29 protein-coding genes are annotated in these 26,097 nt (G+C 75.4%); 15 read left to right on the top strand and 14 right to left on the bottom strand.

The genetic code is table 11. From position 1 onward, the window contains the following. Window positions 1-17 precede the first annotated feature (17 nt). From AC5L3Z_RS21000 to tsaA, 3 genes are read left to right on the top strand one after another with little or no spacing between them, the layout of a single operon-like run. On the top strand, window positions 18-878 hold the full coding sequence (locus tag AC5L3Z_RS21000) for an MEDS domain-containing protein (protein ID WP_494844396.1): 861 nt from the start codon (window positions 18-20) through the stop codon (window positions 876-878). Then, entirely contained in the window at window positions 875-1,822 is a 948-nt protein-coding gene (locus AC5L3Z_RS20995) for an anti-sigma factor RsbA family regulatory protein (protein ID WP_494844394.1), read from the top strand. The genes AC5L3Z_RS21000 and AC5L3Z_RS20995 overlap by 4 nt, the downstream gene beginning before the upstream one ends. Then, complete coding sequence (gene tsaA / locus AC5L3Z_RS20990) at window positions 1,819-2,238, top strand: tRNA (N6-threonylcarbamoyladenosine(37)-N6)-methyltransferase TrmO (RefSeq protein WP_494844393.1); 420 nt, start codon at window positions 1,819-1,821, stop codon at window positions 2,236-2,238. Before AC5L3Z_RS20995 ends, tsaA begins: the two co-directional genes overlap by 4 nt. 9 nt (window positions 2,239-2,247) lie before the next feature. Here tsaA and AC5L3Z_RS20985 read toward each other — a convergent pair whose 3' ends face one another. Then, window positions 2,248-2,877: an MBL fold metallo-hydrolase gene (locus AC5L3Z_RS20985; RefSeq protein ID WP_494844392.1), complete on the bottom strand. Its 630-nt coding sequence runs from the start codon at window positions 2,875-2,877 to the stop codon at window positions 2,248-2,250. Continuing rightward, window positions 2,874-3,962 carry an S-(hydroxymethyl)mycothiol dehydrogenase gene (locus AC5L3Z_RS20980; protein WP_494844390.1) on the bottom strand — a complete coding sequence of 363 codons (1,089 nt, stop codon included), beginning with the start codon at window positions 3,960-3,962 and terminating at the stop codon, window positions 2,874-2,876. The genes AC5L3Z_RS20985 and AC5L3Z_RS20980 overlap by 4 nt, the downstream gene beginning before the upstream one ends. Window positions 3,963-4,105: 143 nt before the next feature. Between AC5L3Z_RS20980 and AC5L3Z_RS20975 the strand changes: the two genes are divergently transcribed. After that, a complete protein-coding gene (locus tag AC5L3Z_RS20975; RefSeq protein WP_494844389.1) occupies window positions 4,106-4,525 on the top strand; it encodes a hypothetical protein in 420 nt (139 codons plus the stop codon). Between the two features lie 22 nt (window positions 4,526-4,547). Here AC5L3Z_RS20975 and AC5L3Z_RS20970 read toward each other — a convergent pair whose 3' ends face one another. Together AC5L3Z_RS20970 and AC5L3Z_RS20965 are read right to left on the bottom strand one after the other, a co-directional pair. Next, window positions 4,548-5,849: an MFS transporter gene (locus tag AC5L3Z_RS20970; RefSeq protein WP_494844388.1), complete on the bottom strand. Its 1,302-nt coding sequence runs from the start codon at window positions 5,847-5,849 to the stop codon at window positions 4,548-4,550. A 237-nt stretch (window positions 5,850-6,086) separates the two neighbouring features. After that, on the bottom strand, window positions 6,087-7,211 hold the full coding sequence (locus tag AC5L3Z_RS20965; protein ID WP_494844386.1) for a CapA family protein: 1,125 nt from the start codon (window positions 7,209-7,211) through the stop codon (window positions 6,087-6,089). Between the two features lie 97 nt (window positions 7,212-7,308). Here AC5L3Z_RS20965 and AC5L3Z_RS20960 point away from each other — a divergent pair, with 97 nt between their 5' ends. Then, window positions 7,309-8,220, top strand: coding sequence for a glycosyltransferase family 2 protein (locus AC5L3Z_RS20960; RefSeq protein WP_494844385.1), 912 nt, complete (start codon window positions 7,309-7,311; stop codon window positions 8,218-8,220). 64 nt (window positions 8,221-8,284) lie between these two features. Then, on the top strand, window positions 8,285-9,736 hold the full coding sequence (locus tag AC5L3Z_RS20955) for a cryptochrome/photolyase family protein (RefSeq protein ID WP_494844383.1): 1,452 nt from the start codon (window positions 8,285-8,287) through the stop codon (window positions 9,734-9,736). A 4-nt stretch (window positions 9,737-9,740) separates the two neighbouring features. Here the strand turns inward: AC5L3Z_RS20955 and AC5L3Z_RS20950 are convergent, their stop codons facing one another. The 3 genes from AC5L3Z_RS20950 to AC5L3Z_RS20940 are packed head-to-tail and all read right to left on the bottom strand — an operon-like array spanning window position 9,741 to window position 13,091. Continuing rightward, entirely contained in the window at window positions 9,741-10,652 is a 912-nt protein-coding gene (locus AC5L3Z_RS20950) for an alpha/beta fold hydrolase (RefSeq protein ID WP_494844382.1), read from the bottom strand. Then, complete coding sequence (locus AC5L3Z_RS20945; RefSeq protein WP_494844381.1) at window positions 10,649-11,554, bottom strand: SDR family NAD(P)-dependent oxidoreductase; 906 nt, start codon at window positions 11,552-11,554, stop codon at window positions 10,649-10,651. The genes AC5L3Z_RS20950 and AC5L3Z_RS20945 overlap by 4 nt, the downstream gene beginning before the upstream one ends. Before the next feature lie 37 nt (window positions 11,555-11,591). Next, window positions 11,592-13,091, bottom strand: coding sequence for a flavin-containing monooxygenase (locus tag AC5L3Z_RS20940; protein WP_494844380.1), 1,500 nt, complete (start codon window positions 13,089-13,091; stop codon window positions 11,592-11,594). A 112-nt stretch (window positions 13,092-13,203) separates the two neighbouring features. Between AC5L3Z_RS20940 and AC5L3Z_RS20935 the strand changes: the two genes are divergently transcribed. Then, window positions 13,204-13,860: a TetR/AcrR family transcriptional regulator gene (locus AC5L3Z_RS20935; protein WP_494844378.1), complete on the top strand. Its 657-nt coding sequence runs from the start codon at window positions 13,204-13,206 to the stop codon at window positions 13,858-13,860. A gap of 34 nt (window positions 13,861-13,894) precedes the next feature. Here AC5L3Z_RS20935 and AC5L3Z_RS20930 read toward each other — a convergent pair whose 3' ends face one another. Both AC5L3Z_RS20930 and AC5L3Z_RS20925 read right to left on the bottom strand, forming a co-directional pair. Next, entirely contained in the window at window positions 13,895-14,353 is a 459-nt protein-coding gene (locus AC5L3Z_RS20930) for a hypothetical protein (protein ID WP_494844377.1), read from the bottom strand. Continuing rightward, the gene (locus tag AC5L3Z_RS20925) at window positions 14,350-14,826 is read right to left on the bottom strand and encodes a hypothetical protein (RefSeq protein WP_494844376.1); all 477 of its coding nucleotides are present in this window, start codon (window positions 14,824-14,826) and stop codon (window positions 14,350-14,352) included. Before AC5L3Z_RS20925 ends, AC5L3Z_RS20930 begins: the two co-directional genes overlap by 4 nt. 46 nt (window positions 14,827-14,872) lie before the next feature. Here AC5L3Z_RS20925 and AC5L3Z_RS20920 point away from each other — a divergent pair, with 46 nt between their 5' ends. Continuing rightward, window positions 14,873-15,850, top strand: coding sequence for a helix-turn-helix transcriptional regulator (locus tag AC5L3Z_RS20920; RefSeq protein WP_494844374.1), 978 nt, complete (start codon window positions 14,873-14,875; stop codon window positions 15,848-15,850). Between the two features lie 20 nt (window positions 15,851-15,870). On the opposite strand, the gene AC5L3Z_RS20915 is transcribed toward AC5L3Z_RS20920, so the two are convergent. Further along, window positions 15,871-16,476: an MBL fold metallo-hydrolase gene (locus AC5L3Z_RS20915; protein ID WP_494844372.1), complete on the bottom strand. Its 606-nt coding sequence runs from the start codon at window positions 16,474-16,476 to the stop codon at window positions 15,871-15,873. A 184-nt stretch (window positions 16,477-16,660) separates the two neighbouring features. On the opposite strand from AC5L3Z_RS20915, the gene AC5L3Z_RS20910 reads away from it, so the two are divergent. Next, window positions 16,661-17,089: an archease gene (locus tag AC5L3Z_RS20910; RefSeq protein ID WP_494844370.1), complete on the top strand. Its 429-nt coding sequence runs from the start codon at window positions 16,661-16,663 to the stop codon at window positions 17,087-17,089. A 3-nt stretch (window positions 17,090-17,092) separates the two neighbouring features. Here the strand turns inward: AC5L3Z_RS20910 and AC5L3Z_RS20905 are convergent, their stop codons facing one another. Next, window positions 17,093-18,511, bottom strand: a complete 1,419-nt coding sequence (locus AC5L3Z_RS20905; RefSeq protein WP_494844368.1) for an RtcB family protein — start codon at window positions 18,509-18,511, stop codon at window positions 17,093-17,095. A 75-nt stretch (window positions 18,512-18,586) separates the two neighbouring features. Between AC5L3Z_RS20905 and AC5L3Z_RS20900 the strand changes: the two genes are divergently transcribed. The 4 genes from AC5L3Z_RS20900 to AC5L3Z_RS20885 all read left to right on the top strand — a co-directional run bounded on the left by AC5L3Z_RS20900 (window position 18,587) and on the right by AC5L3Z_RS20885 (window position 21,430). After that, the gene (locus tag AC5L3Z_RS20900) at window positions 18,587-19,393 is read left to right on the top strand and encodes an SDR family oxidoreductase (RefSeq protein WP_494844366.1); all 807 of its coding nucleotides are present in this window, start codon (window positions 18,587-18,589) and stop codon (window positions 19,391-19,393) included. A 264-nt stretch (window positions 19,394-19,657) separates the two neighbouring features. Then, window positions 19,658-20,083: an SSI family serine proteinase inhibitor gene (locus AC5L3Z_RS20895; RefSeq protein WP_494844364.1), complete on the top strand. Its 426-nt coding sequence runs from the start codon at window positions 19,658-19,660 to the stop codon at window positions 20,081-20,083. Window positions 20,084-20,162: 79 nt separating this feature from the next. Next, window positions 20,163-21,125, top strand: coding sequence for a pentapeptide repeat-containing protein (locus AC5L3Z_RS20890; RefSeq protein WP_494844362.1), 963 nt, complete (start codon window positions 20,163-20,165; stop codon window positions 21,123-21,125). A gap of 50 nt (window positions 21,126-21,175) precedes the next feature. Continuing rightward, complete coding sequence (locus tag AC5L3Z_RS20885; protein ID WP_334520516.1) at window positions 21,176-21,430, top strand: hypothetical protein; 255 nt, start codon at window positions 21,176-21,178, stop codon at window positions 21,428-21,430. A gap of 13 nt (window positions 21,431-21,443) precedes the next feature. Here the strand turns inward: AC5L3Z_RS20885 and rnhA are convergent, their stop codons facing one another. From rnhA to AC5L3Z_RS20870, 3 genes are all read right to left on the bottom strand, one after another. Beyond that, window positions 21,444-21,920: a ribonuclease HI gene (gene rnhA / locus AC5L3Z_RS20880; protein ID WP_494844360.1), complete on the bottom strand. Its 477-nt coding sequence runs from the start codon at window positions 21,918-21,920 to the stop codon at window positions 21,444-21,446. A 61-nt stretch (window positions 21,921-21,981) separates the two neighbouring features. Further along, window positions 21,982-22,491 (bottom strand): hypothetical protein, encoded by a 510-nt coding sequence (locus tag AC5L3Z_RS20875; protein ID WP_494844358.1) that lies wholly within the window; start codon window positions 22,489-22,491, stop codon window positions 21,982-21,984. A gap of 36 nt (window positions 22,492-22,527) precedes the next feature. Continuing rightward, complete coding sequence (locus AC5L3Z_RS20870; RefSeq protein ID WP_494844356.1) at window positions 22,528-23,718, bottom strand: lycopene cyclase family protein; 1,191 nt, start codon at window positions 23,716-23,718, stop codon at window positions 22,528-22,530. A gap of 105 nt (window positions 23,719-23,823) precedes the next feature. Between AC5L3Z_RS20870 and AC5L3Z_RS20865 the strand changes: the two genes are divergently transcribed. Together AC5L3Z_RS20865 and AC5L3Z_RS20860 are read left to right on the top strand one after the other, a co-directional pair. After that, entirely contained in the window at window positions 23,824-24,933 is a 1,110-nt protein-coding gene (locus tag AC5L3Z_RS20865) for a serpin family protein (RefSeq protein WP_494844354.1), read from the top strand. 78 nt (window positions 24,934-25,011) lie between these two features. Next, on the top strand, window positions 25,012-26,085 hold the full coding sequence (locus tag AC5L3Z_RS20860) for a Gfo/Idh/MocA family oxidoreductase (protein WP_494844352.1): 1,074 nt from the start codon (window positions 25,012-25,014) through the stop codon (window positions 26,083-26,085). Window positions 26,086-26,097 lie beyond the last annotated feature (12 nt).

Genomic DNA, 26,097 nt, shown 5'->3' with positions numbered 1-26,097 from the left:
ACCGGAGGGCGATAAGGGTGACTGCGAGCGCGGTGGCCGACCAGGTCAGCCTGGGCGACCACGTCTGTTGGGCGCACGACGGCGAGGCCGGCGGACTCGACGCCGGGGGGCGGTTCGCCGCCCACGGTCTCAGCCTCGGCCACAAGGTCGTCTGGTTCACCGACGCGACCTCCCCCACCGTCGTGCGGGCCCACCTCGACGGCGCCGGCGTGCCGACCGAAGCGGCGCTGGCGGGCGGTCGACTGCGGATCGTGCCGGCGGTGGAGAGCTACCTGACCGGCGGCCGGTTCAGGGCGGACGCGATGGTCGACGAACTGACCACCGAGGTCGCCCGGGCCCGGCGCGACGAGCGCCCGGGGCTGCGCCTGATCGGTGACATGGGCTGGGCGGTGCGGCACGGCGTACCCGTCGCCGACCTGTGCCGGTACGAGGCCGAGACGAACCGCGTCTTCCTGGACGGCGACGTGGCCGGCATGTGCCTGTACGACCGGCGGCTCTTCCCCGCCGAGTACCTGCGCCCGATCGCCGCCGCGCACCCGGCGACGGTGGGGCCGGACGCCACGCGCACCTGGACGCCGATGCTGCGGGCGTACCGGACCCTCGAACCGTACGGCCTGCGCCTGGTGGGCCAGGTCGACCGCAGCAACCGGGAAGCGTTCGCCGCCCTGCTCGGGCAGCTCACCGGTCGGGGGCCGACCGAGCAGACCTGCGTGGTCGACGTCTCCGAGCTGAGCTTCGCCGACGTGAGCGCCGCCAGCGCGCTGGTCCGGGCCCGACGGGTCACCCCGGCCGGGGTCCGCCTGGTCGGCTGCCGGCCGGCCCTGCACCGGCTGCTCGACCTCGTCGACGCCACGGACCGCCCGGGGTACGCGACGTGACGCCGTCCGGGTCGACCCGGCTGGTCCACGAGGGACTGTTCTACCGGGACCACGCGGAGCTGCTCGCCGGCACCGTGCCGTTCGTGACGGAGGGCCTGGCGCACGGGGAGCCGGTGCTGGTGGCGGCCCCTCCCGACCGGCTGGCGCTGATCCGTGACCGGGTGGGCGCCGACGAGGACCGGGTCCGCTACGCCGACATGACCGAGGCCGGGCGCAACCCCGGCCGGATCATCCCCTGGGTGTTGCAGGCCTTCCTGGAGCGGCACCCCGGCCAGCGGGTACGCATCATCGGCGAACCGGTGTGGGCGGGGCGTACCGAGGCCGAGCAGCCGGCGTGCGCCCAGCACGAGGCGCTGATCAACGCGGCGTTCGCCGACCGGGACGCCCACATCCTCTGCCCGTACGACACCGCGCGGCTCGACGCCGAGGTGCTCGTCGACGCCGGCCGCACCCATCCGGTGCTGGTCGACGCGGCGGGCCGGCGGCCGAGCCCCACCTTCGCCCCGGAGCAGGTCGTCACCGGGCACAACAAGCCGCTGCCGGACCCCGACGAGCCGGTCTCCGTCCTCCCGTACGCCCTCGACACCCTGGCCGACGTGCGCCGGTTCGTCACCGACCGGGCGCAGGCCGCGCGCCTGGACCCGGACCGGATCGCGGACCTCCAGATCGCCGTCACCGAACTGGCCGCGAACAGCGTCGCCCACGCCGGTGGCGCCGGGGTGCTGCGGGCGTGGCACACCGGTGAACACCTGGTGTGTGAGATCCACGACGACGGTTGGCTCGCCGACCCGCTCGCCGGTCGGCTCGCGCCCCGGCACGACGGCATCGGCGGCCGAGGGCTGGTGATCGTGCACGCGCTCTGCGACCTGGTGCTGCTGCACACCACCGCGGGCGGAACCACCGTACGGCTGCACATGCGCCTCGACGGCGGGACCACGACGTGATCGGCGACGGGCCGTACGAGCTGCGCCCGATCGGTCGGGTGGAGTCGCCGCTGACCGATCCGGAGCTCGCGCCGAAGCAGGGCGACGAGGGTGCGCCGGAGGCGTGCCTGGTCTTCTCCCCCACCGTCGCCGTCGGCCTGCGCGACCTGCGGCCGGGCACCGAGGTCCTGGTCCTCACCTGGCTGGACCGGGCCCGGCGGGACGTCCTGGCGGTGCACCCGCGCGACGACCACGCCCGGCCGGAGACCGGGGTGTTCAGCACCCGGTCGGCGGACCGGCCGAACCCGATCGGGCTGCACCGGGTGCGGGTGCTGGCCGTGGACGGCCCGCGGGTGCGGGTGGCCGACCTGGAGGCGCTGGACGGCACCCCCGTGCTGGACGTCAAGCCGGTCCTCGGCCGGCGCGGCGAACGCTGAACCCCCGGGTCAGTGGCCCCGCGCCAGCCACTCGGGCAGGTGCGGCGCCTCGGTCCCGATGGTGGTGCTGTCGCCGTGCCCGGTGTGCACCACGGTCTCCGGTGGCAGAGTGAGCAGGCGGCCCCGGATCGACTCGACGATGGTGCCGAAGTCGCTGTACGAGCGGCCGGTCGCGCCGGGCCCGCCGGCGAAGAGGGTGTCGCCGGTGAAGACCGCGCCGAGCGTCGGGGCGTGGAAGCTGCACGCCCCGGGGCTGTGGCCGGGGGTGTGCAGGACGTGCATGGTGGCGCCGGCGACGGACAGGCTCTGCCCGTCGGCCAGCTCGCCGCCGGGCGGCAGGTCGGGGTGGACCAGATCCCAGAGCACCCGGTCGGCGGGGTGCAGCAGCACCGGCGCGCCGGTGGCCCGGGACAGCTCGGGCGCCACCCGTACGTGGTCGTCGTGGGCGTGGGTGGCCAGGATGGCCACCACCCGGCGGTCGCCGACGGCGCGCAGGATCGCCGCGACGTCGTGCGGGGCGTCGACGACGACGCATTCGGCGTCGTCGCCCACCACCCAGACGTTGTTGTCGACGTCGAAGGTCTGCCCGTCGAGGGAGAACCTGCCGGAGGTGACGGCGTGGTCGATACGGGCGGTCACGGGAAGACCACCACCGAGCGCAGCACGTCACCGCGGTGCATCCGGTCGAACGCCTGTTCCACCTGGTCCAGGGCGATCTCCTCGGTGACGAACGCGTCCAGGTCGAGCCGGCCCTGCAGGTAGAGCTCGGTGAGCAGCGGGAAGTCCCGGCTGGGCAGGCAGTCGCCGTACCAGCTGGACTTGAGGGCGCCGCCCCGGCCGAAGACGTCCAGCAGCGGCAGGTCGACGGTCATCTCCGGGGTGGGCACCCCGACCAGCACCACGGTGCCGGCCAGGTCGCGGGCGTAGAACGCCTGCTTCCAGGTCTCCGGGCGGCCGACCGCGTCGATCACCACGTCGGCGCCGAAGCCGCCGGTGGCGGCCCGGATCGCCGCGACGGGGTCCTCGGCGGAGGCGTCCACGGTGTGGGTGGCGCCGAACCTGCGCGCCCAGTCGAGCTTGCGGGCGTCGGTGTCCACCGCGATGATCGTGGTCGCGCCGGCCAGCGCCGCGCCGGCCACCGCGGCGTCGCCGACGCCGCCGCAGCCGATGACGGCCACCGAGTCGCCCCGGGTCACCTGACCGGTGTTCATGGCGGCGCCGAGGCCGGCCATCACGCCGCAGCCGAGCAGGCCCACCGCGGCGGGCCGGGCGGCCGGGTCGACCTTCGTGCACTGCCCGGCGTGGACCAGCGTCTTCTCGGCGAAGGCGCCGATGCCCAGCGCCGGCGCCAACTCGGTGCCGTCGGTGAGGGTCATCCGCCGGGCCGCGTTGTGCGTGTTGAAGCAGTACCAGGGGCGACCGCGCCGGCAGGCCCGGCAGGTGCCGCAGACCGCCCGCCAGTTGAGCACCACGAAGTCGCCGGGAGCCACCTCCGTGACCCCCTCCCCCACCTGTTCCACCACGCCGGCCGCCTCGTGGCCGAGCAGGAACGGGTAGTCGTCGTTGATGCCGCCCTCCCGGTAGTGCAGGTCGGTGTGGCAGACCCCGCAGGAGTGCACCTTCACCACCGCCTCGCCGGGCCCGGGGTCGGGCACCACGATGGTGGTGACCTCGACCGGCGCGCCCCTGCGCCGTGAAACGACTCCCCGGACCTCCTGGCTCACGGTGCCCTCCCGGCTACGTCCACGATCATGTCTTCCCGCGAACCTACCGCCCGGTCACCGCGTACGCCCAGCCCGGCGGGGCGGTTATCCCGGACGTCGCCGGGTAGGCGGGGGCACGGTTCTCCGCTGGGACGGGAGTACACATGAAGCTCACGCACATGCCGTTGCGGGTCAGCATCGGCGCGTTCTTCCTCAATTCCGGGCTGAGCAAGCGGACCTTGGAGGGCGAGGCCGCCGTGGGCATGCACGGCATGGCCGTGGGTGCCATCCCACCGCTGCGGCAGATCGAGCCGGCGCGCTTCGCCAAGCTGCTCTCCGCCAGCGAGGTGGCAGTGGGCGCCGCCCTGCTCATCCCCTTCGTGCCGTCCTTCATCGGCGGCCTGGGCCTGACCGCGTTCGGCGCCGGCCTGGTCCAGCTGTACCTGCGCACGCCCGGGATGCGGGAGCAGAACAGCCTGAAGCCGACCCAGGCGGGCACCGGCCTGGCCAAGGACGTCTGGCTGGTCGGCGCCGGCCTCACCCTGATGCTGGACTCGCTCACCCACCGCCGGCTCCTCCGCTGACCGCCCGGCCGCGGGTCGGTGCTCAGCCGCCGGGTACAGCGGCGACGGGGGCCGCCGCGCGCTCGGCGGCGTACCGACGGCGGGCGGCGTTGCGGTAGCGCCACACCTGGACCGCGCCGAGCGCCCAGAGCAGGTACTGCGCGGCGAAGGCCCAGCGGTAGGCGTCCAGGGTGGGGGTCGCGGCGGTTCCCGGGGTGGCGACGTCGAGCACCACGCCGATCGCCAGCACCAGCACGATCGAGGCGACGAAGCCACCCACGTTGACGATGCCGGTGGCGCTGCCGATGCGGTGCACCGGGTTGAAGGTGCGCGCGTAGTCGAACCCGATCACCGAACCGGGGCCGTTGACGGCCAGGACCAGCACCAGGGTCACCAGCAGCCAGTGCGGCGCCCGTCCGGGCCAGGCCAGCACGACCGCCCAGACGGCGGCGGTGCCGGCGGTGATGGTGAAGACCACCACCGAACGGCGGAACGGGTGCCGGGCGCAGAGGTGCGCGATGACCGGCCCGCAGAGCAGCGTGCCGACCGTCATCAGGGTGAGCAGCGACGCGGCGGCGGTGGGCGTCAGCCCCTGCCCCTGCACCAGGAAGGGATAGCCCCAGAGCAGCGCGAAGACCGCGCCGGAGAACTGGGTGACGAAGTGGGTCCAGAGTCCCAGCCGGGTGCCCGGCTGGGCCCACGCGGCGGCCAGCTGCCGGCGTACGGTGGCGAGGTCGGGAGCGACGGCGGCGGCGTGCTCGCGGCGCGGGGCGTCCCGGACGGCGGCGGCCACCATCAGCAGCACCGTCGCGCCCACCGCGGCGGCGGTGAGGAAGGCGGGCGTCCAGCCCGCGCCGTGCAGCAGCGCCACCAGCGGCACCGCCCCCAGGATCGCGCCGAGCTGACCGAGGGTGCCGGTGAGCTGCACCATCAACGGGTTGCGCCGCCCCGGGAACCAGAACGCGACGATCCGCAGCACGCTGATGAAGGTCATCGCGTCGCCGAGCCCGACCAGCACCCGGGCGGCCACCGCGAGTCGCGCGTCGGTGGCGACGGCGAAGCAGAGCTGACCGGCCACCATCAGCGCCCCGCCGGCGAGGAGCAGCCGGCGGGAGCCGTACCGGTCCAGCAGCACGCCGACCGGCACCTGCATGGCGGCGTACACGGCGAGTTGGGCGACGGTGAAGGTGGCCAGCGCGGCGGCGTCGATGTCGAAGCGGTGCGCGGCGTCGACCCCGGCCACGCCGAGCGAGCTGCGGTGGAACACGGCCGCCACGTACGCGCCCAGCGCGACCGTCCAGACCAGGGCCGCGGCGCGGCGCGGAATCGGCGCGACCTGGCTCACCGCGGGCCGCGCAGCCGGCCGTGCCGCTCGGCGGGGATCCCGTTCCTGGCGGTATCGACCACACCGGTGTGGAACGCCCGGTCGGCCGCCATCAGGGCCCGCAGGTCGCCGGATGCGCCCGCCGCACGCATCCGGTCCGGCCGGCCGGCGAGCTGGGACGAGTCATGCCTCCATGATGCGTCCCGGGCCGGACGCGGGCCCGCCGGGCCGGTCCAGGGGTGCGGCGGGCCACACCGGTCAGGAGGGGCGGGCCGGGTCGCCGTGGTCCAGCGAGATCAGGCCGTCGGCGTCGAGGCGGAACCGGGTCCGGAACGGCGAACCGAGCCGGTCGGCCAGCTCGGCGAGCCAGCGCGCCTCGGCGGGCGCCGCCGGCTCCAGCCGCATCCGGCGCATCCGCACCGGGACCAGGCGCAGCCGCACCAGGCCGTCCGCGTCGAAGGTCGGCAGGTACAGCAGCCGCAGGTGGGGACGGTACGACTCCTGCCCGCCGATCCCCTCGTAGTCGTCCACCAGGTCACCGCAGCCGTAGAGGATCAGGCCGCGGCCGTGGGCCTCGACCGGACGCGGATGGTGCGACGAGTGGCCGTGCACCAGGTGCACCCCGCCCTCCACCAGGCGGCGCGCGAAACCCACGTGCTCCGGCGGCACCCGGTAGCCCCAGTTCGAACCCCAGTGCACGGAGACCACCACCAGGTCCTCCGGGTCGGCCGCCTCGGCGATCCGTTCGGTGAGCGCGGCGGCGGACGCCTCGGTCGGCTCCGGCAGGTACGCCACCCCGGGCCGCCGGTCGGTCGCCGCCCAGGACGGCGGGATCCCGCTCGACGGGGCGCCCACCGACCAGAGCAGCAGCCGGCGGCCCCCGCCCAGGTCGACCCGGGCCGGCTGCCACGCCTGCGCCGCGTCCGCGCCCGCCCCGGCCGGCGTGATGCCGGTCCGGCGCAGCCCGTCGAGGGTGTCGGTGAGCCCCTGCGCGCCGAAGTCGAGCACGTGGTTGTTGGCCAGCGCGCAGACGTCGATCCGGGCGGCGGTGAGGCAGGCCAGGTTCTCCGGATGCATCCGGTAGTGGATCCCCTTGCCGGGCGCGAACTCGCCCCGCGCGGTGACCGAGGTCTCCAGGTTGACGATCCGCACGTCCGGCCGCAGCTCGTCGAGGAGCCGCAGCGCCTCCCCCCACGGCCAGCGGGGCGGGACCGGGCGGCGGAGCGGGCCGGACACCGACTCGGCCAGCTCCACGTACCGGCGGGCGTCGGTGACGATCCCCTCCCGCAGCTCCGGTGGGGCGGGGTGGGGCAGGATCTGGTCCACGCCGCGACCGGTCATCACGTCGCCGCTGAGAAAGAGGGTCACCTCGGCACCGGCCATGCCGCCGCTTTCCCGCGCGGCGCCGCTTTAGCTCACGACGGCCGGGAATTGCGCGCAGTTCGCGTGAGGAGCCCGGTCGCGGGGTACCGGGCGGGCCATGACGGCGGACGTGACGGTGGTGGTGGCCACCAGGAACCGGCGGGTCCAGCTGCTCGAGGTGCTGCCCCGGCACCCCGGGCCGGTGATCGTGGTGGACAACGGGTCCGACGACGGCACCCCGACGGCGGTGGCCCGGGCCTTTCCGGAGGTCCGGGTCGTGCCGCTCGGGTCCAACCTGGGCGCCGGGGCCGCCCGCAACGTCGGGGTGGCGTTGGCCCGTACCCCGTACGTGGCCTTCGCCGACGACGACTCGTACTGGGCGCCGGGGGCGTTGGGGCGGGCGGCGGAGATCCTCGCCACGCATCCGGGAGCCGGGCTGCTCACCGGGCAGGTGCTCGTCGGGCGGGAGGCGCGCGTCGACCCGATCTCGACGGAGATGGCCCGTGCGCCGCTGGGCACCGCGCCGGACGCGCCGGGGGCGTCCGTGCTGGGCTTCCTGGCCTGCGCGGTGGTGCTGCGCCGCGCCGCGTTCGACGCCGCCGGTGGTTTCGCCCCACGGCTCGGGACGTACGGCGAGGAGGCGCTGCTGGCGATGGACCTGGCCGCCGCCGGCTGGCAGCTGGCGTACGTGCCGGAGCTGGTGGTCCACCACCTGCCGCAGCCGGCGGGGCGGGACCGGCGGGCCCGGCACCGGGCGGAGGCCCGCAACCGGGTGCTGACCGCGGCGCTGCGCCGCCCGCCGCGGGTGGTGCGCGCGGTGCTGGCGCAGACCTGGCGGGACCCGCAACGGCGAGGCGGGCTGCTCGACGCGGCCCGGGAGATCGGGTGGGTGATCCGCGCGCGTCGACGGCTGCCCGCGGCGGTCGAGGCCGACCTGGCCGTGCTGGAGGACACCGCCCCGCCGCGCCGCCCGGCCGGGCCGCCGGTGGATCCGGCGGCGGTGGTCGGTGCGGCGCGTCCACCGGCCTGAACGGTCACCCGACACCACCGACCCCGCCACCGGGCGTGATCGGCCGACTGGGCAGAATTGATCCATGTCTACCCGCCGGTGGCTGCTCGCCGACCAACTCGGGCCGCACTTCCTGGACGACGACGACCAGCCCGTGCTGCTGGTGGAGGCCGCGCAGCTGTTCCGGCGGCGGGCCCTGCACCGGCAGAAGGCGCACCTCATCCTCAGCGCCCTGCGGCACCGGGCCGCCGAGCTGGGCGACCGGGCGGTGCTGCTGCGCACCGACACCTTCCGCGAGGCGCTGGACGCGGTCGGCGAGCCGGTGGAGGTCTGCCATCCGACGACCCGGTCCGCGCTGCGCTTCGTGAACTCCGACGAGCGGGTGACGGTGCTGCCGCCGCGCGGCTTCGTCACCGACCGGGCGGACTTCGCCGCCTGGGCGGACCGGAGCCGGCAGGGGCAGCTGCGGATGGGCGACTTCTACCGGCACGCCCGGCGCCGCCACGGCATCGTCGCGGGGTCGTCCCGTGGCGCCGCCCGCCGCCGCTCCCCCGCTGCGGCCCGGGTCCTCGACGTGCCGCCCCCGCCGCCGATCGTGGAGGACGCCATCGACGCCGAGGTCCGCGCCGACCTGGACCGGTGGCAGCGCGACGGGGTGCGTTTCGTGGGCCGGGACGGCCCGCGCCGCTATCCCGCCACCCACGCCGAGTCCGAGGCGCGGTTGGCGCACTTCCTGCGGTACCGGCTGCCCGAACACGGCCGCTACGGCGAGGTGATGAGCGCCGGCGATCCGCTGCTCGCGCACAGCGTGCTCTCCTCCTCGTTCAACCTGGGGCTGCTGGATCCGGAGCCGGCTATCCGGCGGGCCGAGGCCGCCGAGCAGGCGGGGACCGCGCCACCGTCGGCGGTGGAGGCCTTCGTCCGGGGTCTGCTCGGCTGGCGGGAGTTCCTCTGGCAGCTGTACTGGTACTTCGATCCCGGGTTCCGGGGTACGGGTTGGCTCGCCGCGACGACGCCGCTGCCGGACTGGTTCGTCGAGCTGGACGCCGACGCGGTCGAGGCGCGCTGCCTTTCCGAGGTGCTCGCCGGCGTCCGGGACCGGGCCTGGGCGCACCACCCGCAGCGGCTGCTGGTGCTGGGCAACTACGCGTTGCAGCGCGGGTGGCGCCCCGCCGAGCTGGTGGACTGGTTCCACCGGTCCTTCGTGGACGGCACCGACTGGGTGATGAACGCGACGGTGATCGGCATGAGCCAGTACGCCGACCTCGCCCGGGTGGACACCCGCCCGTACGCGGTCGACGGCCGGTACATCGACGAGATCAGTGACTACTGCGTGGGCTGCCGCTACCAGCCGGAGCGGGCGCTGGGCGAGCTGGCCTGCCCGTACACCGGCGGGTTCGACGCCTTCCTGCACCGCAACCGGGCCCGGCTGGCCGCCGACCCGCGACTCGCCGCCGAGCTGGCCGCGCGCGACGACCCGGAGCACCGGGAGGCGGTGCTCGCCCAGGAGGAGAAGCGGGGCGACGGCCCGCCCTGAGCCCTCAGCCGGCCTCCCCGGCGGCGGCGCGGTCGCCGGCCGGGGCGCGGTCGGCGCGCTCGCCCGTCTCGGCGGCGGTGAGGAAGTCCACGAGCATGCGGTGGAACTCCTCGGCGTGCTCGATCTGCGGCATGTGCCCGCAGTCGCGGAAGAGGTGGGTACCGGCCCGGGGCAGCCGGGCCCGCGCGGCGTCGAGGTGGGTGGCGGGCAGGATGAGGTCCCGGTCGCCCCAGACGATCCAGGTGGGGATGTCCAGGCGCGCCACCTCGGTGAGCAGCTCCTCCCGCCAGGCGGGGTGCACCCCCTTGACGGTGCCGAGGTGGCGGACGGTCTCCAGCAGCACCCGCGCGGTCCAGGGCTGCCGGGCCAGGGTCAGCGCGTGCTCGATCCGCTCGTCGGTGACGAACGCCGGGTCGTGGAAGAGGGCGCGTTCGGTGCGGCGGGCGAGGCCCCGGCTGGGGCGCAGCAGCAGCCGGCCCAGCGGGCGCAGCGCCAGCAGCCGCAGCGCGATGGTCACCTCCTGGCCGAAGCCGGCGGGGTTGACCAGGGCGAGGCTGGCCACCCGGTCCGGCTCCGCCACCGCCAGCCGCATGGCGATGGCGCCGCCGAGGGAGTTGCCGACCAGGTGCGCCGGGCGGTCCACGCCCACCGCGTCGAGGTAGTGCCCGACGAACCGGGCGAGCGCCGGCAGGGTGTACGGCTCGGTCATGGGCAGGGAGCCGCCGTAGCCGGGCAGGTCGACGCTGTGCACCCGGAACCCGCGGGCGAGCAGCTCGTGCTGTTCGGCGAAGTCGCGCTGGCTGCGGGCGATGCCGTGCAGCAGCACCACCGGCGGCCCGTCGCCGTCGACCCGGTGGCACACCCGCCGGCCGTCGACGGTGACGTGCCGGGGGCGCGGGGCGGTCCCGGCGCTCATGCCCGGTCCGCCGTGGAGGGAGTGGCGGTCGGGGGGACGAGGGGCGTTCGGCCGGCCTGCCGGGCCGGGCCGCCGGCCCCCCGGTTGAGGCCGGTGACGAGGACCCGGTTGTACGCGGCCGGGGCGACCCGGGCCAGCAGGTCGGGCAGCTTCGCCGACCAGCCGATCAGCACCCGTCCGCGGCGACGCTCCACCCCGCGCAGGATCACCTCGGCGGCCTTCGCCGGTGGGATGGAAAGCAGCTTCTCGAACTGGCGCAGGCCGGTCTCGTACTCCTCGCGCTCGACGCCGCTGCCCACCCGGGCGTTGCGGGCGATCCGGGTGGCGATCCCGCCGGGATGCACGGAGGTCACCCCGATGCCGTCGTCGGCCAGCTCGTGGCGCAGCGCCTCGGTGAACCCGCGGACGGCGAACTTGCTGGCCGAGTAGGCGGCCTGCCCGGCCGGGGCGATCAGTCCGAAGAGGCTGGAGACGTTGACCAGGTGCGCGCCCGGCTCCGCCTTCAACGCCGGCAGCAGGGCGTGGGTCAACTGCACGACGGCGTGGAAGTTGATGTCCAGCAGCCAGTTGAACTCGTCGAGGGTGACCTGGTCGAAGCGGCCACCGAGGGCCACCCCGGCGTTGTTGACCAGCAACCGGATCCGCGGGTGGGCGGCCCGGACCTGCTCGGCGACCCGGGCGGTGGCCGCCCGGTCGGCGAGGTCGACCAGGTGGGTCTCGACCCGCAGGTTGGGGTGGGCGGCGCGAATCGCCGCGGCCACCGCGTCGAGCCGGTCGGCGTCCCGGTCGAGCAGGACGAGGTCGCTGCCGCGGCGGGCGAGGCCGTGCGCCACGGCCTCACCTATCCCGCTGGCGGCGCCGGTGACCACGGCGGTCCCGGCGCGGAAGACGAAGGTACGCAACGCGCTCTCCTCTGCGGTACGGGTGGCGGAGCCCGGGTCAGGCGACCGGGGCCTCGGTGGTACGGGAGTCGGCGGCGGCCGGCGCGGCGCGGGAGAAGCGGACCCCCTCGTCGGCGAGCCGCCCGTGCCGCATCAGCACCACGTCCCGGGCGTAGTTCTGGTGGAGCCGCCAGGGCGCCCGGGCGCCCTGCTTGGGCAGGGCGTCGACGCTGCGCAGCACGTACCCGGACTTGAGGTCGATGATCGGTTCCAGCTCGCCGTCGGTGGGCGCGACCGGGGTGACGATCTGCTGGCCGGTGCGGTCGAGGTGGCGCAGCAGCCGGCACACGTACGTGGCGACCAGGTCGGCCTTCAGGGTCCAGGAGGCGTTGGTGTAGCCGATCGTCATGGCGAAGTTCGGCACGCCGGAGAGCATCATGCCCTTGTAGGCGACGGTGTGGGCCAGGTCGACCTCGACCCCGTCCACGGCGATCGTCATCCCGCCGAAGGCGAGCAGGTTGAGGCCGGTGGCGGTGACGACGACGTCGGCCGGCAGCTCCGCGCCGGAGGTGAGCCGGATGCCGCGCTCGGTGAAGGTGTCGATGGTGTCGGTGACCACGGCGGCCCGCCCGCCGCGCACCGCCTCGAACAGGTCCCCGTCGGGGACCACGCAGAGCCGCTGGTCCCACGGGTCGTAGCGGGGCGAGAAGTGCCGGTCCACGTCGTAGCCGGCCGGCAGCCGGCCCTTGGCGGCCCGGCGCAGCAGCGCTCTCACCACCTTCGGCGCGCGCCGGCTGAGCTGGAAGTTCGCCGTGCCGAGGAGCACGTTCTTCCACCGCACCACCGGGTAGACGGCCTTCTCCGGCAGCCAGCGCCGCAGCGCGTCGGCGATGACGTCCCGCGAGGGCAGCGAGATCACGTACGTGGGCGAGCGCTGGAGCATGGTGACGTGTCCGGCCCGTTCGGCCATCGCCGGCACCAGCGTCACCGCGGTGGCGCCGCTGCCGATGACGACCACCCGCTTGCCGGCGTGGTCCAGGTCGGCGGGCCAGTGCTGCGGGTGCACCAGCCGCCCGGCGAACCGGTCGACGCCGGGGAACTCGGGGGTGTAACCGGAGTCGTAGCGGTAGTAGCCGGAGCAGGTGAAGAGGAACGCGCAGGTGAGCCGGACCTCCTGGCCGGTGTCGTCGCGGCGGGCGTGCACGGTCCAGCGGGCGGTCGCGCTGTCCCATTCGGCACGGACGACGCGGTGGTGGAAGCGGATGTGCTCCTCGACGCCGTACTCGCGGGCGGTCTCCCGGACGTAGCCGCGGATGGCGTCGCCGTCGGCGATCGCCTTCGGGTTCGTCCACGGCTTGAAGGAGTAGCCGAGGGTGAACATGTCCGAGTCGGAGCGGATGCCCGGGTAGCGGAACAGGTCCCAGGTGCCGCCGATCGCGCCCCGCGCCTCGAGCACCGCGTACGTCTTGTCGGGACAGTTGCGCCGCAGGTGGACGGCGGCGCCGATGCCGGACAGGCCGGCTCCGACGATGAGCACGTCGACGTGGTCGGAGGCCATGGCAGCTCCCTGGCTGAGACAGTGGACCGGACACTATCCACCACCGTCGACGCCGTCAACACTCTGTCGAGATCGGTCGACACCCTGTCGAGCGCGTGTAGCATCGACGCTCATGGCGACCGCCCGTACCTCCGCCGGTGCCGCGCCCGGACGTGGCCGCCGGGTGGGCCGGTCCGCGGGCGACGACCGGGAGCTGGCCATCCTCACCACCGCCGAGCGGCTCCTGCGGCAGCGCACCTTCGCCGAGATCTCCATCGACGACCTGGCCCGGGGCGCGGGCATCTCCCGGCCGACGTTCTACTTCTACTTCCCGTCCAAGGACGCGGTGCTGCTGACCCTGCTCGACCGGGTCACCGAGGAGGCCGACGCCGCCGCCGGCGACGTGCTGGACCACCTGGCCGAGGACCCGCGGGCCCGCTGGCGGGAGCTGATCAGCCGCTTCCACGCCACCTTCGGCGGCCACCGCGCGGTGGTGCTGGCCTGCGCGGAGGTCCGCGGCACCAACGTCGAGGTCCGCCGGCTCTGGGCCCGGGTGCTGGAACGCTGGGTGCAGGCGGTCGAGGCCGCCATCCTGGCCGAGCGCCGACGCGGCGCGGCCCCGCCCGGGCTGCCCGCCCGCGACCTGGCGATCGCGTTGAACTCGATGAACGAGCGGGTCTGGTACGCCACCTTCGCCGGTGACGGGCCGGCCGTCGCCGAGCGGGACGTGGTGGACGTGCTGCTCGACGTCTGGCTGACCGGCATCTACCGGACCACCTCGCCGGGTTGAGGGCGTGGCGGCGCCCGCCACGCCCTCGCCACCGTCAGCCCGCCCGGCTGAAGTCCATGACCCAGTTGGTCTCCCAGGTCCGCTCACCGTCGGTGGAGAACGCCTGCTCCCAGCGGCAGGAGGTCGCGGTGATGCCCGACCAGACGAACCGGCACCGCACCGGGCGTCCCGCGTCGGTGTCGTCGGCGAAGAACGTGCCGAGGCCGTCGGTGAACCGGCCGACCACCGGGGGCTGCTCCAGCACCCCGCGCCGGCTGTGCATCCACCAGATCGACCAGTCCCCGGTGGCCGGGTCGAGGAGCCGCAGCGACGAGCCGGAGAAGCCCTTCGTCGGGCAGGTCATCTCGTCGAAGCTGCCGGCGCCGTCGAAGAACCGGTGGGCGACGGAGACGCCGGGGAACTCGTCCCATTCGTCGCAGCCGACGTGCCGCCGCAGCAGCCGCCGGTTGGCTACGTCCCACCGGCCGACGAGGAAGTCGAAGTCGCCGCTCACCGGCCCACCGGCCCTTCCGCCCGGCTGTCGGCCAGGTAGCCGGCGAGGTCGGGCCGGTCCGGGGCCAGCACGTGCCGCACCCAGGCGACCCGCTCGTGCTCCAGCACCCCCAACTCCCAGACGCAGCCCACCTCGAGCCGGTCCAACGGCACGAAGTGCGTCGGGTCGTCGTCGGGGCAGTCCAGTGCCGGCTGGCCGGCGACCGCGATCCGGCACCGCACGACGTTGTCCCAGAACCAGGTGTACGCCAGGAGGTAGGCGCCGGTGTCCGCGCCCCGGTGCAGCACCACCCACCCCGCGGGCGGCGTGGCCGGGTCGGCCGGCGGCAGCAGGTCGGGCAGGACGGCGTACGCGGCCCGCTCCACCTCCGGCGTCAGCGGCACCTCCGGCTGGTCGATGTGGTAGCGCTTGAGCTGCCGGCCGGCGACCGTGGTCGGTCCCGGCACCCGCAGCGTCTTGTCTCGGAAAGGCATGCCGGGGACGGTAGGAGCCCTCCCCTGACAACTACTGTCAGCAGATATGCGCGCCAGTCGGCTCCTCTCGGTCCTGCTGCTGCTCCAGACGCACGGCCGGATGACCGCCGCCCAGCTCGCCGAACGGCTGGAGGTCTCCACCCGCACCGTCTACCGGGACGTGGAGTCGCTGCACGCCGCCGGCATCCCGCTGTACGGCGAGGCCGGCCACGCCGGCGGCTACCGGCTGGTCGACGGCTGGCGGACCCGGCTGACCGGGCTGACCGGTGAGGAGGCCGAGCGGCTCTTCCTCGCCGGACTGCCGGGGCCGGCGGCCGAACTGGGTTACGGGGCGGTGGTCGCCGCGCTCCAGCTGAAGCTGGACGCCGCCCTCCCGCCGGTGCTGCGCGACCGCGCCGAGGCGGTGCGGCAACGGTTCCACCTGGACGCCCCGAACTGGTACTCCGACGGGGACGCCTCACCGCACCTGGCGCCGGTGGCCGAGGCGGTGTGGCGGCAGCGGCGGCTGCGGGTGCGTTACCGCGGCTGGCAGGGCGAGCGGGTCCGGCAGCTGGCGCCGTACGGCCTGGTGCTCAAGGGGGGCCGGTGGTATCTGGTCGCCGACGGCGGGCGCGGGCCGGCCAGCTACCGGGTCAACCAGATCCTGGAACTGACCACCCTGCCGGAGACCTTCGCCCGGCCGGCCGACTTCGACCTGGCCGCCTGGTGGCGCGCGTCCGTGCTCGACTTCCGCAACCGCCTGCACCGGGGCGAGGCGACCATCCGGCTCTCCCCGCGCGGGCGGGAACGGCTGCGGGAGGTCGGCAGCGAGCTGGTCGTCGCCGCGGCCGAGGCCAACGCCGGACCACCGGAGGCCGACGGGTGGGTCACCACCGTGGTGCCGATCGAGTCGACCACCCACGCGCACGGCGACCTGCTGCGCCTGGGGGCGCAGGTGGAGGTGCTGGCACCGGCGGAGCTACGGGAGATGCTGGCGGCCACGGGCGCCGAGCTGGCGGCGCTGTACCACCCGGCGACCGGCTGACCGGTGGTCACCCGGCCCGGTCAGGCCGTCTCGCCCGGGGCGAGATAGCGGTAGGACCCGCCCAGGGTCTCGCCGAACCAGCCGTTGACGCTGGCCAGGCCCCGGTCGTTGAGCTGCGCGTCGTGGATCGGGTAGACCTGCCGCGCGCCGACCGCCCGGGCGAACCCGATCGCCTCGGTGAGCTTCAGCCAGGACGCCTGCGCCGGCAGCAGCAGCGTCCGCACCGGCCGGTCCGGCGGGTGCAGCGAGTCGCCCGGGTGGTACAGCTCGTCGTCCACGACGTACCCCAGGTTGGCGCAGTCGGGCTGGCCGTCGTGGATGGCGGCGTGCCGGCCGCCGACGGCGGTCACCGTGAACCCGGCGGCGGTGAACCGCTCCCCCGCCCGGACCCGGGTCACCGGCAGCGCGGGCGACGCCGGCAGGTCGGCGCCGTCGGGGGCGAAGACCGGCACCCCGAGCCCGGCCAGCCGCAGCACGTCGAGGTGGTCGCTGTGCTCGTGGGTGACCAGGACGGCGTCGGCCCCGGCCAGGGCGGCCGACTCGCTCCAGGTGCCGGGATCGATGACCAGCACCCGACCGTCGCGTTCGAGTCGTACGCAGGCGTGGGTGTACTTCGTGATCCGCACCGGCCGACCCTAGCGCCGCAGCCGCCGGCGGCGCTGCCCGCCGACCGGCCCTCAGCTGCTGCTCGGGCCGTCGTCCTCCGCCATGACCAGGGCGTCTACGTCGTCGGCGATCATGACGGGCACCGTAGCGTCCCGGTGCGACGGTTCCGCGCACGGCGAGCCGCGCGGGCGGCATGATCGGGGCATGGGACGACGACCGGCGCGCGGGCACCGCCGGGTGCCGCACACCGCGGACGTGCGGATCGAGGCGTGGGCGCCAGACCGGGACGGCTGCCTGGCCGAGGCGGTCACCGCGCTGGTGGAGACGTTCGTCGACACCGCGGGCGCCAGCGCCGACGGGTCCACGACGTTCGACGTGCCGGCCGGGCCCGACGAGGACCTGCTGGTCGCCGTCCTCGACGAGGTGATCTTCCGGTTGGAGATCGAGGGCACGCTGCCGCTGAGCACCGCCGTCGAGCCCGGCGACGGCGCCGGCCCGCGGGTGCGCTGGCGCACCGTCGGCACCGACGCGGTCGACCTGGTCGGCGCGGTGCCCAAGGCCGTCTCCCTGCACGAGCTGCGCTTCGGCCGCACCGACGAGGGTTGGCGCGCGCTGGTCACGGTCGACGTCTGACGGTCAGCCCTTCACCACGCCGATCGGGACCAGCCGGGCCACCGGCCGGCACAGCCCGGCCCCCACGGTTGCCTCGATCACCGCGGTGATGTCCTTGTACGCCGCCGGCATCTCCTCGGCCAGGCCACGTCGGGACGCCCCGCGCACCGCCACGTCGCGCGCCTCGATCTCGTGGCGCGGATCCTGGCCGTGCGCCGCCCGGACCGCCTGCCGGCGGCTCTGCACCCGGCCCGCCCCGTGACAGCTGGAGGCGAAGGCGGGCGCGCCGGGCACCCCGACCAGCACGTACGACGGGGTGCCCATCGAGCCGGGGATGAGCACCGGCTGGCCGACCGGGCGCAGGTCGTCGGGGAGTTCGGCGTGCCCGGGCGGCAGCGCCCGGGTGGCGCCCTTGCGGTGCACGCAGAGCCGGCGGTCGACCCCGTCCACCTCGTGTGTCTCGATCTTGGCCAGGTTGTGCGACACGTCGTACACCAGGTCGAGGTCGCGGCCGGTGCGGTCGGCGAAGACCCGCCGGGCGGCGTGGGCGAGCACCTGGCGGTTGGCCCGGGCGTAGTTGGCGGCGGCGGCCATCGCCGCCAGGTAGGCCCGGCCCTCGGCCGACGACACCGGCGCGCAGGCCAGCTGCCGGTCGGGCACCTGGATGTGGTGCCGCGGCATGGACTTCTCCATGGCCCGGACGTGGTCGGTGCAGATCTGGTGCCCCAGACCCCGGGACCCACAGTGGATCATGACGCAGACCTGCCCGGGCCGCAGCCCGAACGCGGCGGCCACCTCGTCGTCGTAGACCTCCTCGACGGCCTGCACCTCCAGGAAGTGGTTGCCGGAGCCGAGGCTGCCGACCTGCTGCTGCCCGCGTTGCACCGCCCGCTCGCTGACGTGCGCGGGGTCGGCGTCGTCGACCGCGCCGGTGTCCTCGCACCGGGTCAGGTCACGCTCCACCCCGTGGCCGCGCTCCACCGCGTACCGGGAGCCGCCGCGCAGCACCGCGTCCAGCTCGGCCCGGCCGCTGAGGTGCCACACCGCGCCCCGGCCCATCCCTCGGGGCGTGGACGCGCCGAGGCCGTCCATCACCTCTTTGAGCGTCCCGTCCAGCTCGTCGCGGTGCAGGTCGGCGGCGAGCAGCCGGACGCCGCAGGAGATGTCGAAGCCCACCCCGCCGGGCGAGACCACCCCGCCGTGGTCCACGTCGGTGGCGGCCACCCCACCGATCGGGAAGCCGTAACCCCAGTGGATGTCGGGCATGGCGTACGAGGCGCCGACGATCCCCGGCAGCGTGGCCACGTTCGCCACCTGCTCCAACGACTTGTCCGCTCCGGCATCGGGCAGCAGCGACCGGGATGCGAACACCACGCCGGGCACCCGCATCGGATCGTGCCGGTCGATCCGGAACCGGTACGGCGACTCCTCGACCAGTTCCACGCCCCGCGGCTACCCGTCGCGCCGCCCGTCACACCTGACATGGTTGGTCCGGTCCGCGCCGGGTAGTGCGCCAGCATGCCGCAGCGCTACGAGAACTATCCGCGGATCGCCGTCGTCACCGGCGCGGACTCCGGGATCGGCCGGGCCTGCGCGGTGGCGCTGGCCGAGGCCGGCTTCGACATCGGCATCACCTGGTACGGCGACCCGGAGGGCGCGCAGGGCACCGCCACGGAGGTGCGCGCGACCGGGCGCCGCTGCGAGGTCGCCGAGCTGGACCTGACCCGGCTGCCGGGGGCCGCCGCCGTGGTCGACGAGTTGGCCGACCGGCTCGGCGGGCTCGGGGTGCTGGTCAACAACGCTGGCGTGGGCGCGTCGGCCCCGTTCGTGGACACCTCGTGGGAGCAGTGGCGCGAGGTGCTGGCGGTGGACCTGGACGGACCGTTCCTCTGCTCGCAGCGGGCCGCCCGGCGGATGCGGGCCGCCGGGGCGGGTGGCCGGATCATCAACATCACCAGCGTGCACGAGCACGCGCCGCGGGTCGGCTCGGCCGCGTACTGCGCGGCGAAGGGTGGGCTGGGGCTGCTGACCCGGGTGATGGCCCAGGAGCTGGCCGCCGACGGCATCACCGTCAACGCGGTCGCCCCCGGCGAGATCACCACCCCGATGACCGGCCAGGAGGACGTCGACCCGTTCACCGAGGAGCGCCCGGGCGTGCCGGTGGGGCGGCCCGGCGACGCGCGGGAGGTCGCCGCGGTGGTGGCGCTGCTCGCCTCCCCCGCCGCCGCGTACGTGACCGGGGCGTCCTGGCCGGTCGACGGCGGCATGCTGCTGATGGGGCCGCAGGCGGCGGCGCTCACCTCGAACGACTGGCGGTCGGTCTGACCCGGCCGGTCGGCGGCGTGGGTCGGCGGTAACACGGCGGCAACGTGTTGGTCGAGGCCGCGACCTTTGCGACGGTGGGGCCGGTGGGCGTGCGCCAACCGCGCAGGTTGTCACACCCGATGCCTTCCGGGCGACGGGTGCTGTAACAAGCGGTGACGCTTCGCGTTCACACCGTCCACCTAGGGTTCTCGACGGCCCGGACACACGACGACCGGGCCGTCCACCGGCCCCCACCCGGGGCCCCGCAACCGGGAGGACACCACGATGCCCTTCACCCGACGCGCCGCCGCGCTCACCGCGGCCGCCGCCCTCACCGCCGCCGGCCTCGCCACCGAGGCGACCCTGCTGCCCCGCACCGCCGAGGCCGCGCCCCGGTCGGGCGCGCAGACCCCGTCGGTGCTGGTCCTGCGCACCGAAGGACCGGCCACCGCGGCGCACCGCACGGCGGTGCTGATCTGCGACCCCGCCGGCGGCACCCACCCCGACGCCGCCACCGCCTGCCGCACCGTGGCCCGCGTCAATGGCGACCTCGCCGCCCTCGCCGTCGACGACGGCCCCTGCACCCTCGAGTACGCCCCGGTCATGGTCCACGCCTGGGGGTTCTGGCAGGACCGGCCGGTGGCCTGGTCGGAGACGTACGACAACCGGTGCCGGATGCTGCGCGACACCGGGACGTTGTTCGCCTTCTGACCCGGCGGGGCGCGGCGCCCGTACCTGGGGGTACGGGCGCCGCGCCCCGTCACGTCAGGCCCGCCAGCGGGCGGGGACAATGGTCCCGTCAGCCCGCGCTCCGGCGGGCGCGGAGAACACCGGGAGAACGGTCAGCGTGTCGGAAACACCCCGGGTCGACGCGGAGCTGCGCGCCGACTGCGCCCGCTGCGTCGGGTTGTGCTGCGTCGCGCCGGCCTTCACCGCCTCGTCGGACTTCGCCCTGGACAAGCCGGCCGGTCAGCCCTGCCCGAACCTGCGCCCGGACTCCCGCTGCGGCATCCACGACCAGCTCCGCGAACGGCGCTTCCCCGGCTGCACGGTCTTCGACTGCTTCGGCGCCGGCCAGCGGGTCACCCAGGTCACCTTCCCCGGCCGGAACTGGCGCGACGACCCGGCCACCGCGGCGGCCATGTTCGCCGCGTTCACCGTCGCCCGGCCGCTGCACGAGCTGCTCTGGTACCTCACCGAGGCGGTGGCCCTCACCCCGCCCGGGGCGCTGCGCGACGAGCTGCGCGCCGCCGTGGCCGAGACCCGCCGCCTGGTCGGGGCCGGCCCCGACGAGCTGCGCGCCGTCGACGTCGACGGCTACCGCAACCGGGTCAACCCGCTGCTGTCGCGGGCCGGCGACCGGGCCCGGGCCGGGACCGGCGGGGTCGACCGCCGCGGGGCGATGCTGCTCGGCGCCGACCTGCGCGCCGCCCGCCTGGTGGGCGCGAACCTGCGCGGCGCGTGCCTGGTCGGCGCGGACCTGCGCGGAGTCGACCTGCGGCTGGCCGACGTCACCGGGGCGGACCTGCGCGGCGCCGACCTGCGCGGCACCGACCTGTCCGGCACCCTCTTCCTGCACCAGTCGCAGCTCGACGCGGCCCGCGGTGACCAGCGCACCGGGCTGCCGGCGGCGCTGCGCCGACCCGGGCACTGGTCGGGGCTCACCCTCACCCCCGTGCGACAGTCCCGCGCGCCACGCGGTGACCGGCGGGCCGCCGCCGGAGCCCGGCGGGAACGTGGTCCCCGCCGCTGACCACACCCCCGGCGGGTTTGCCGACCGGCGTGGCGGGCAGGTAGGGCGGCATGAGGGATAGGCGACGCACCGACCTGGCCAGCACCGACGAGCCGGACGGCGTGCCGGCGTACGGGGCGTCGTTGCGCCCGCCGGGTGAAACGCTGCACAGCACCGACGACACCGGCGACGACTTCGCCGACCTGCCCGCCGAGGAGCACCTGCCGGCGCGGGCGACCAGCCGCGCCGGCTACGACGTGGACGAGTTCTCCGGCGCGGTCGACCCGGCGCAGGAGGAGGCCGACCACCCGTCCCGGGAGGTGTAGCAGCCGCCGCTGGTCAGCGGGTCGCGCCGACCGCCGACCGTGCCTCGGTCATCCCCCGGTTGGCCAGGGCGTCGGCCCGCTCGTTCTCCGGGTGGCCGTTGTGCCCCTTCACCCAGTGCCAGCTCACCTCGTGCCGGGCGCAGGCCGCCTCCAGCCGCTGCCACAGGTCGGCGTTCTTCACGGGTTGCTTCGCCGCCGTACGCCAGCCGTTGCGCTTCCACGAGGCCAGCCAGCTGGTGATGCCGTTGCGCACGTACGTGCTGTCGGTGTGCAGCCGGACCGTGACCGGCCGGGTCAGCGTCTCCAACGCCTCGATGGCGGCGGTCAGCTCCATCCGGTTGTTGGTGGTGGGGGTGGCCTCCCCGCCGCAGATCTCCCGCTCGTGGCCGCCGTAGCGCAGCACCGCGCCCCAGCCGCCCGGGCCGGGGTTGCCGCTGCACGCCCCGTCGGTCCAGATCTCCACGACCCTGCCGGCCGTCGCGTCCACCATGCCGCAGAACCTACCGCCCGCCGCCGGGCCCGCGACGGCGCGGCCCACCGGGGGGATCACCTCACCAGGCACCGCCGTGGTCCCGTGCGCAGTCGACGTAGACCCTGAGGACGTCCACCGCGCCGGCGTACCAGTCCCGCGCCTGCTCGGCCGAGAGCCCCGTGACCCGGCCCAGGCTCCCCCCGTGGCGCAGCCGTTTCACCACCACCTCGCAGGCGCCGGTGTCCGTGGTACGCCCCTCACCCTCGACCAGGTGGTCCCAGCCTCGTTCCGGGCCCCGGCTGGCCGGTCCGAGGGTCAGCCCGGGCCCGGAGAAAACCGCTGTCGGGTCGGCACCGGCGGGACCGACGTAGAACCGGACCAGGTTGCAGCCGCAGGTGCCGTCACTCGAGTCCGAACCGGGGAGCCGCTGGTAGCCCTGCCCGACGGTCAACCGGTCCGCGTACGCGAGGGCGTGCGCGTTGTCGGGCCGCCACCACAGCACCACCGCACCGACCGCGAGTCCCAGGCAGCAGAGCAGCGTGACGACGACCCCACCCACGACCGTGACGATGACCCAGCTCCGCCGCATGCCCGCCTCCCGATGTCTCGCCGTGTCCGGAGGAAGCTACTCCGCAAGATCCGCCGACGAGGGCCGCAGTCGGGCGCGCAGCCGGCCGGCGGCGTCACCGAGGACCGCCGAGGTCATCGGCAGCAGCGGGCTGGACCGCATCACCGCCAGGTCCTCCGCCGGGGAGGTGGCGCCGTCGAGGAACCGCAGCACCCGCTCGGCGGGGTTGCGGTCGAAGAGCCGGTCGAAGAACTCCGGGCCGCCGACCGCGCCGCGGTCCAGCGCCCGCAGCGCCACCGCGTCCATCCACAGGTGACGACGGGGGTACGCCGGCCGGGGCACCGGCGCCCGGCCGGCGGCCAGCGCCCGGGCCACCTCGTCGGCCTGCCGGTGCATCGCGGCGAAGGTGAAGCCGGTGGAGGGTCGGGTGGCGCCGCCGGCGGTGCCGAGGCGTACCACCCGGGGCGACGGCCGGCCGTCGAACGGGGCGTCGGTCATCGGGATCACCCCGTTCTCCACCTCCCGCACGGTGAGCGCGGCGAGGTCCAGGCCGAGCAGGTCGGCGTAGCCGCGCAGCCCGGCGTCGTACCCGGCGTCGCCGAGCAGCTCCGGGGAGAACTCGGTGTACTCGACCAGGGCGTACCGGTCGCTGACCGGCAGCACGTAGCCGAAGGAGACGCCCCGGGCCGGCTGCGGGGTGCGGAAATCCATCAGCACCGCCCGGTCCGGGTCGAACACCGGGGTGGCCGACTCCAGCCACCAGCCGCGGAAGTGCTGCAACCAGCTGGTCCGCCCCGGCCGGCGGGGCGGTCGCGGCCGGGAGTCGAGGACCCAGCCGGCCCGCAGCAGCGTACGCCCGTCGTCGTCCCGGACGGTCACCGTGGTTCCGTCGTCGTCGAGGGCGCCGACCGGCGCGTCGATCCGGGTCACGCCGAGCCGCCGCTCCGCCTCGGCGGCCCGCTCGTAGACCGGGGCCGAGCGCACCATCGCGTAGCGCAGCGGCGCCAGGTCCAGCAGCCGCCGCCCCGCCGAGGTGGTCACCTCCACCCGCTGCCAGCTGGCGCTGAGCATCGGGTCCAGGTCGGCGTCGGGGCTGCCCCAGAACGCCCAGGTGCGGTCCTGGCCGCGCTTGCGCACCGGGTCGACGACGGCGACCCGTAGGCCCCGCACGTCGTGCCGGTCGAGCGCGGCGAGCAGCAGCGAACCCGCGCCGCCGCCCCCGACCAGGACGAGGTCGACTTCGTTCACCGGCCCACGCTGTCACACCCGGCCCGCCGCCCGGCGGGGGGCCCACGGCGCGGCCGACCGACCGGTACGGTGCCGATGATCACAACCACCCCGACGGAGGGCCCCATGAGCACCCGGCACGCCAACGCCCTCACCGCCCGTTGGGCCGCCCACCTGGAGGACCGGCAGACGGTCCTCTCGGGCGCCGGGGCGTACCCCCTGCTGGCCCGGCTCGCCCGGTACGCGGCCGGGCCCGCCCGCGACGAACTGCTGGCCGTCGCCCCCGATCCCACCCCGTACGACCTGGCCGACTCCCCCGGCACCCGCCTCGCGGTGGGCTTCTGGTCCCAGCGCGGCCTGCCCCTGAGCCGGCGGTGGCGGGACGAGATCCCGGCGTCGATGCGCGGCGAGCTGACCGGCGACCCGGTGGTGGACCAGCCGGTGCTGGACCACTGGGCCAGCGAGGAGACCGCCGGCATGATCGGACGGATGCCGGTCACCGCCGGGCCCGACACGGCGATGGTGCTGGCCAGCGCCCTGTCGGTGCTCCTCGACTGGGCGGATCCGTTCATCCGCGGGTGGTGCGCGCCGACGGACGGGCCGTGGCGAGGGCGCGACCTGGTGGGCCTGCACCGGGTCACCGCCGACCTGGGGGCGTTGCGGGTGGCCGACACGCCGGCCGGCCCGCTTAGCCTGCTGACCGTCGCCGGGAACGCCGACGTCGACGTGGTGCTGGCCCTCGGCGAGTCGCGGCGCCCGGCGTCGGCGGTGCTGCCGGCCGCGATCGGCGCCCTCGCCGGCGCCCCGACGCTGCCGCAGGGCAGCGGGCCGGGCGTCACCGACGAGCTGGTCCAGGCCTTCGACGACCGCCCCGAGCTGCTGGTCAACACCGTCGCGTTCACCGTCGACGCCGACCACGACCTGCTGGAGCGGGCCGAGCTGTTCGGCCTCGCCGCCGCCAGCGACGCCGACGGCGACCACTTCCCCGGCATCTGCCCGCTGCTCTCCATCTCCCAGGCGCGGCAGAGCGCGAAGGCGGAGTTCAGCGACACCGGGTTCCGGGCCGCCGCGGTCACCGCGCTCGGCTTCCTGGCCGGCTCCGCGCCGCCACCGGCCACCGTGCGCAAGCGGCGGGTCCGCCTCGACGTCGACCGCCCGTTCGGGTTCCTCGCCGTGCACCGCCGCACCGGGCTGGTGCTGGTCGCCGGGTGGGTCACCGACCCGACCCGGAGCTGACCGGCGTCCCTCACGTCGGGCCGCCCGGCCCGCCGCGTAGGTTCTTGAGCAGAGCGACGGAACGGAAGGCGGGGCATCATGGCGGACACGACGCGGGCACCACTGCGGGTCGGGCTGCTCGGGTACGGCATCGCCGGGCGGGTGTTCCACGCCCCGCTGATCGCCGCGACCCCCGGACTGCGGCTGCACGCCATCGTCACGGCCAGCCCCGAACGGCGCGAGCAGGCCCGGCGTGAGCACCCGGACGCCCGCCTCGTCGACGACGCCGACCTGCTGTGGCGCTCCGCCGAGGCGCTGGACCTGGTCGTGGTGGCCACCCCGAACAGCCAGCACGTGCCGATGGCCCGGGCGGCCATCGCCGCGGGCCTGCCGGTGGTCGTGGACAAGCCGCTCGCGCCGACCGCCGCGCAGGGCCGGGAACTGGTCGACGAGGCGGAACGGCGGGGCGTGCCGTTGACGGTGTTCCAGAACCGCCGCTGGGACGGCGACTTCCTGACCGCCCGCCGCCTGGTCGAACAGGGCGAGCTGGGCCGGGTGACCCGCTTCGAGTCCCGCTTCGAGCGCTGGCGGCCGGCGATCAAGCCGGGCTGGCGGGAGCTCGGCGCCCCGGAGGAGGCCGGCGGCGTCCTCTACGACCTCGGCGCCCACCTCGTCGACCAGGCGGTGCAGCTGTTCGGGCCGGTCCGATCGGTGTACGCCGAGGTGGACCGCCGGCGGCCGGGCGCACAGGTCGACGACGACGCGTTCGTGGCGCTCACCCACACCGGCGGGGTCCGCTCGCACCTGTGGATGAGCGCCGTCGCCGCGCAGCTCGGACCGCGCCTGCGGATCCTCGGCGACCGCGCCGCGTACACCACCTACGGCCTCGACGTGCAGGAGGAGGCGCTGCGCGACGGCGGCCGGCCGGACCGGCCGGGCTGGGGCGAGGTCACCCCCGACCGGTACGGCCAGCTCGGCGTCGACGGCGAGCTGCGCCCGGTGCCCACCGCACCCGGCCGCTACCAGGACTTCTACGCCGAGGTGGCGACGGCGCTGCGGGACGGCACGCCACTGCCGGTCGACCCGCGCGACGCCGTCGACACCGTGGCGCTGATCGAGCTGGCGCACCGGTCCGCCGCTCGGGGCGAGGTCGTAGCGGTCACGTCCGGCTGAATTGCCGTTGAG

The organism is Micromonospora sp. LZ37 (assembly GCF_059359015.1).
Note: the sequence above shows the minus strand (reverse complement) of the source record. Positions and strands in the feature narration are given on the sequence as shown.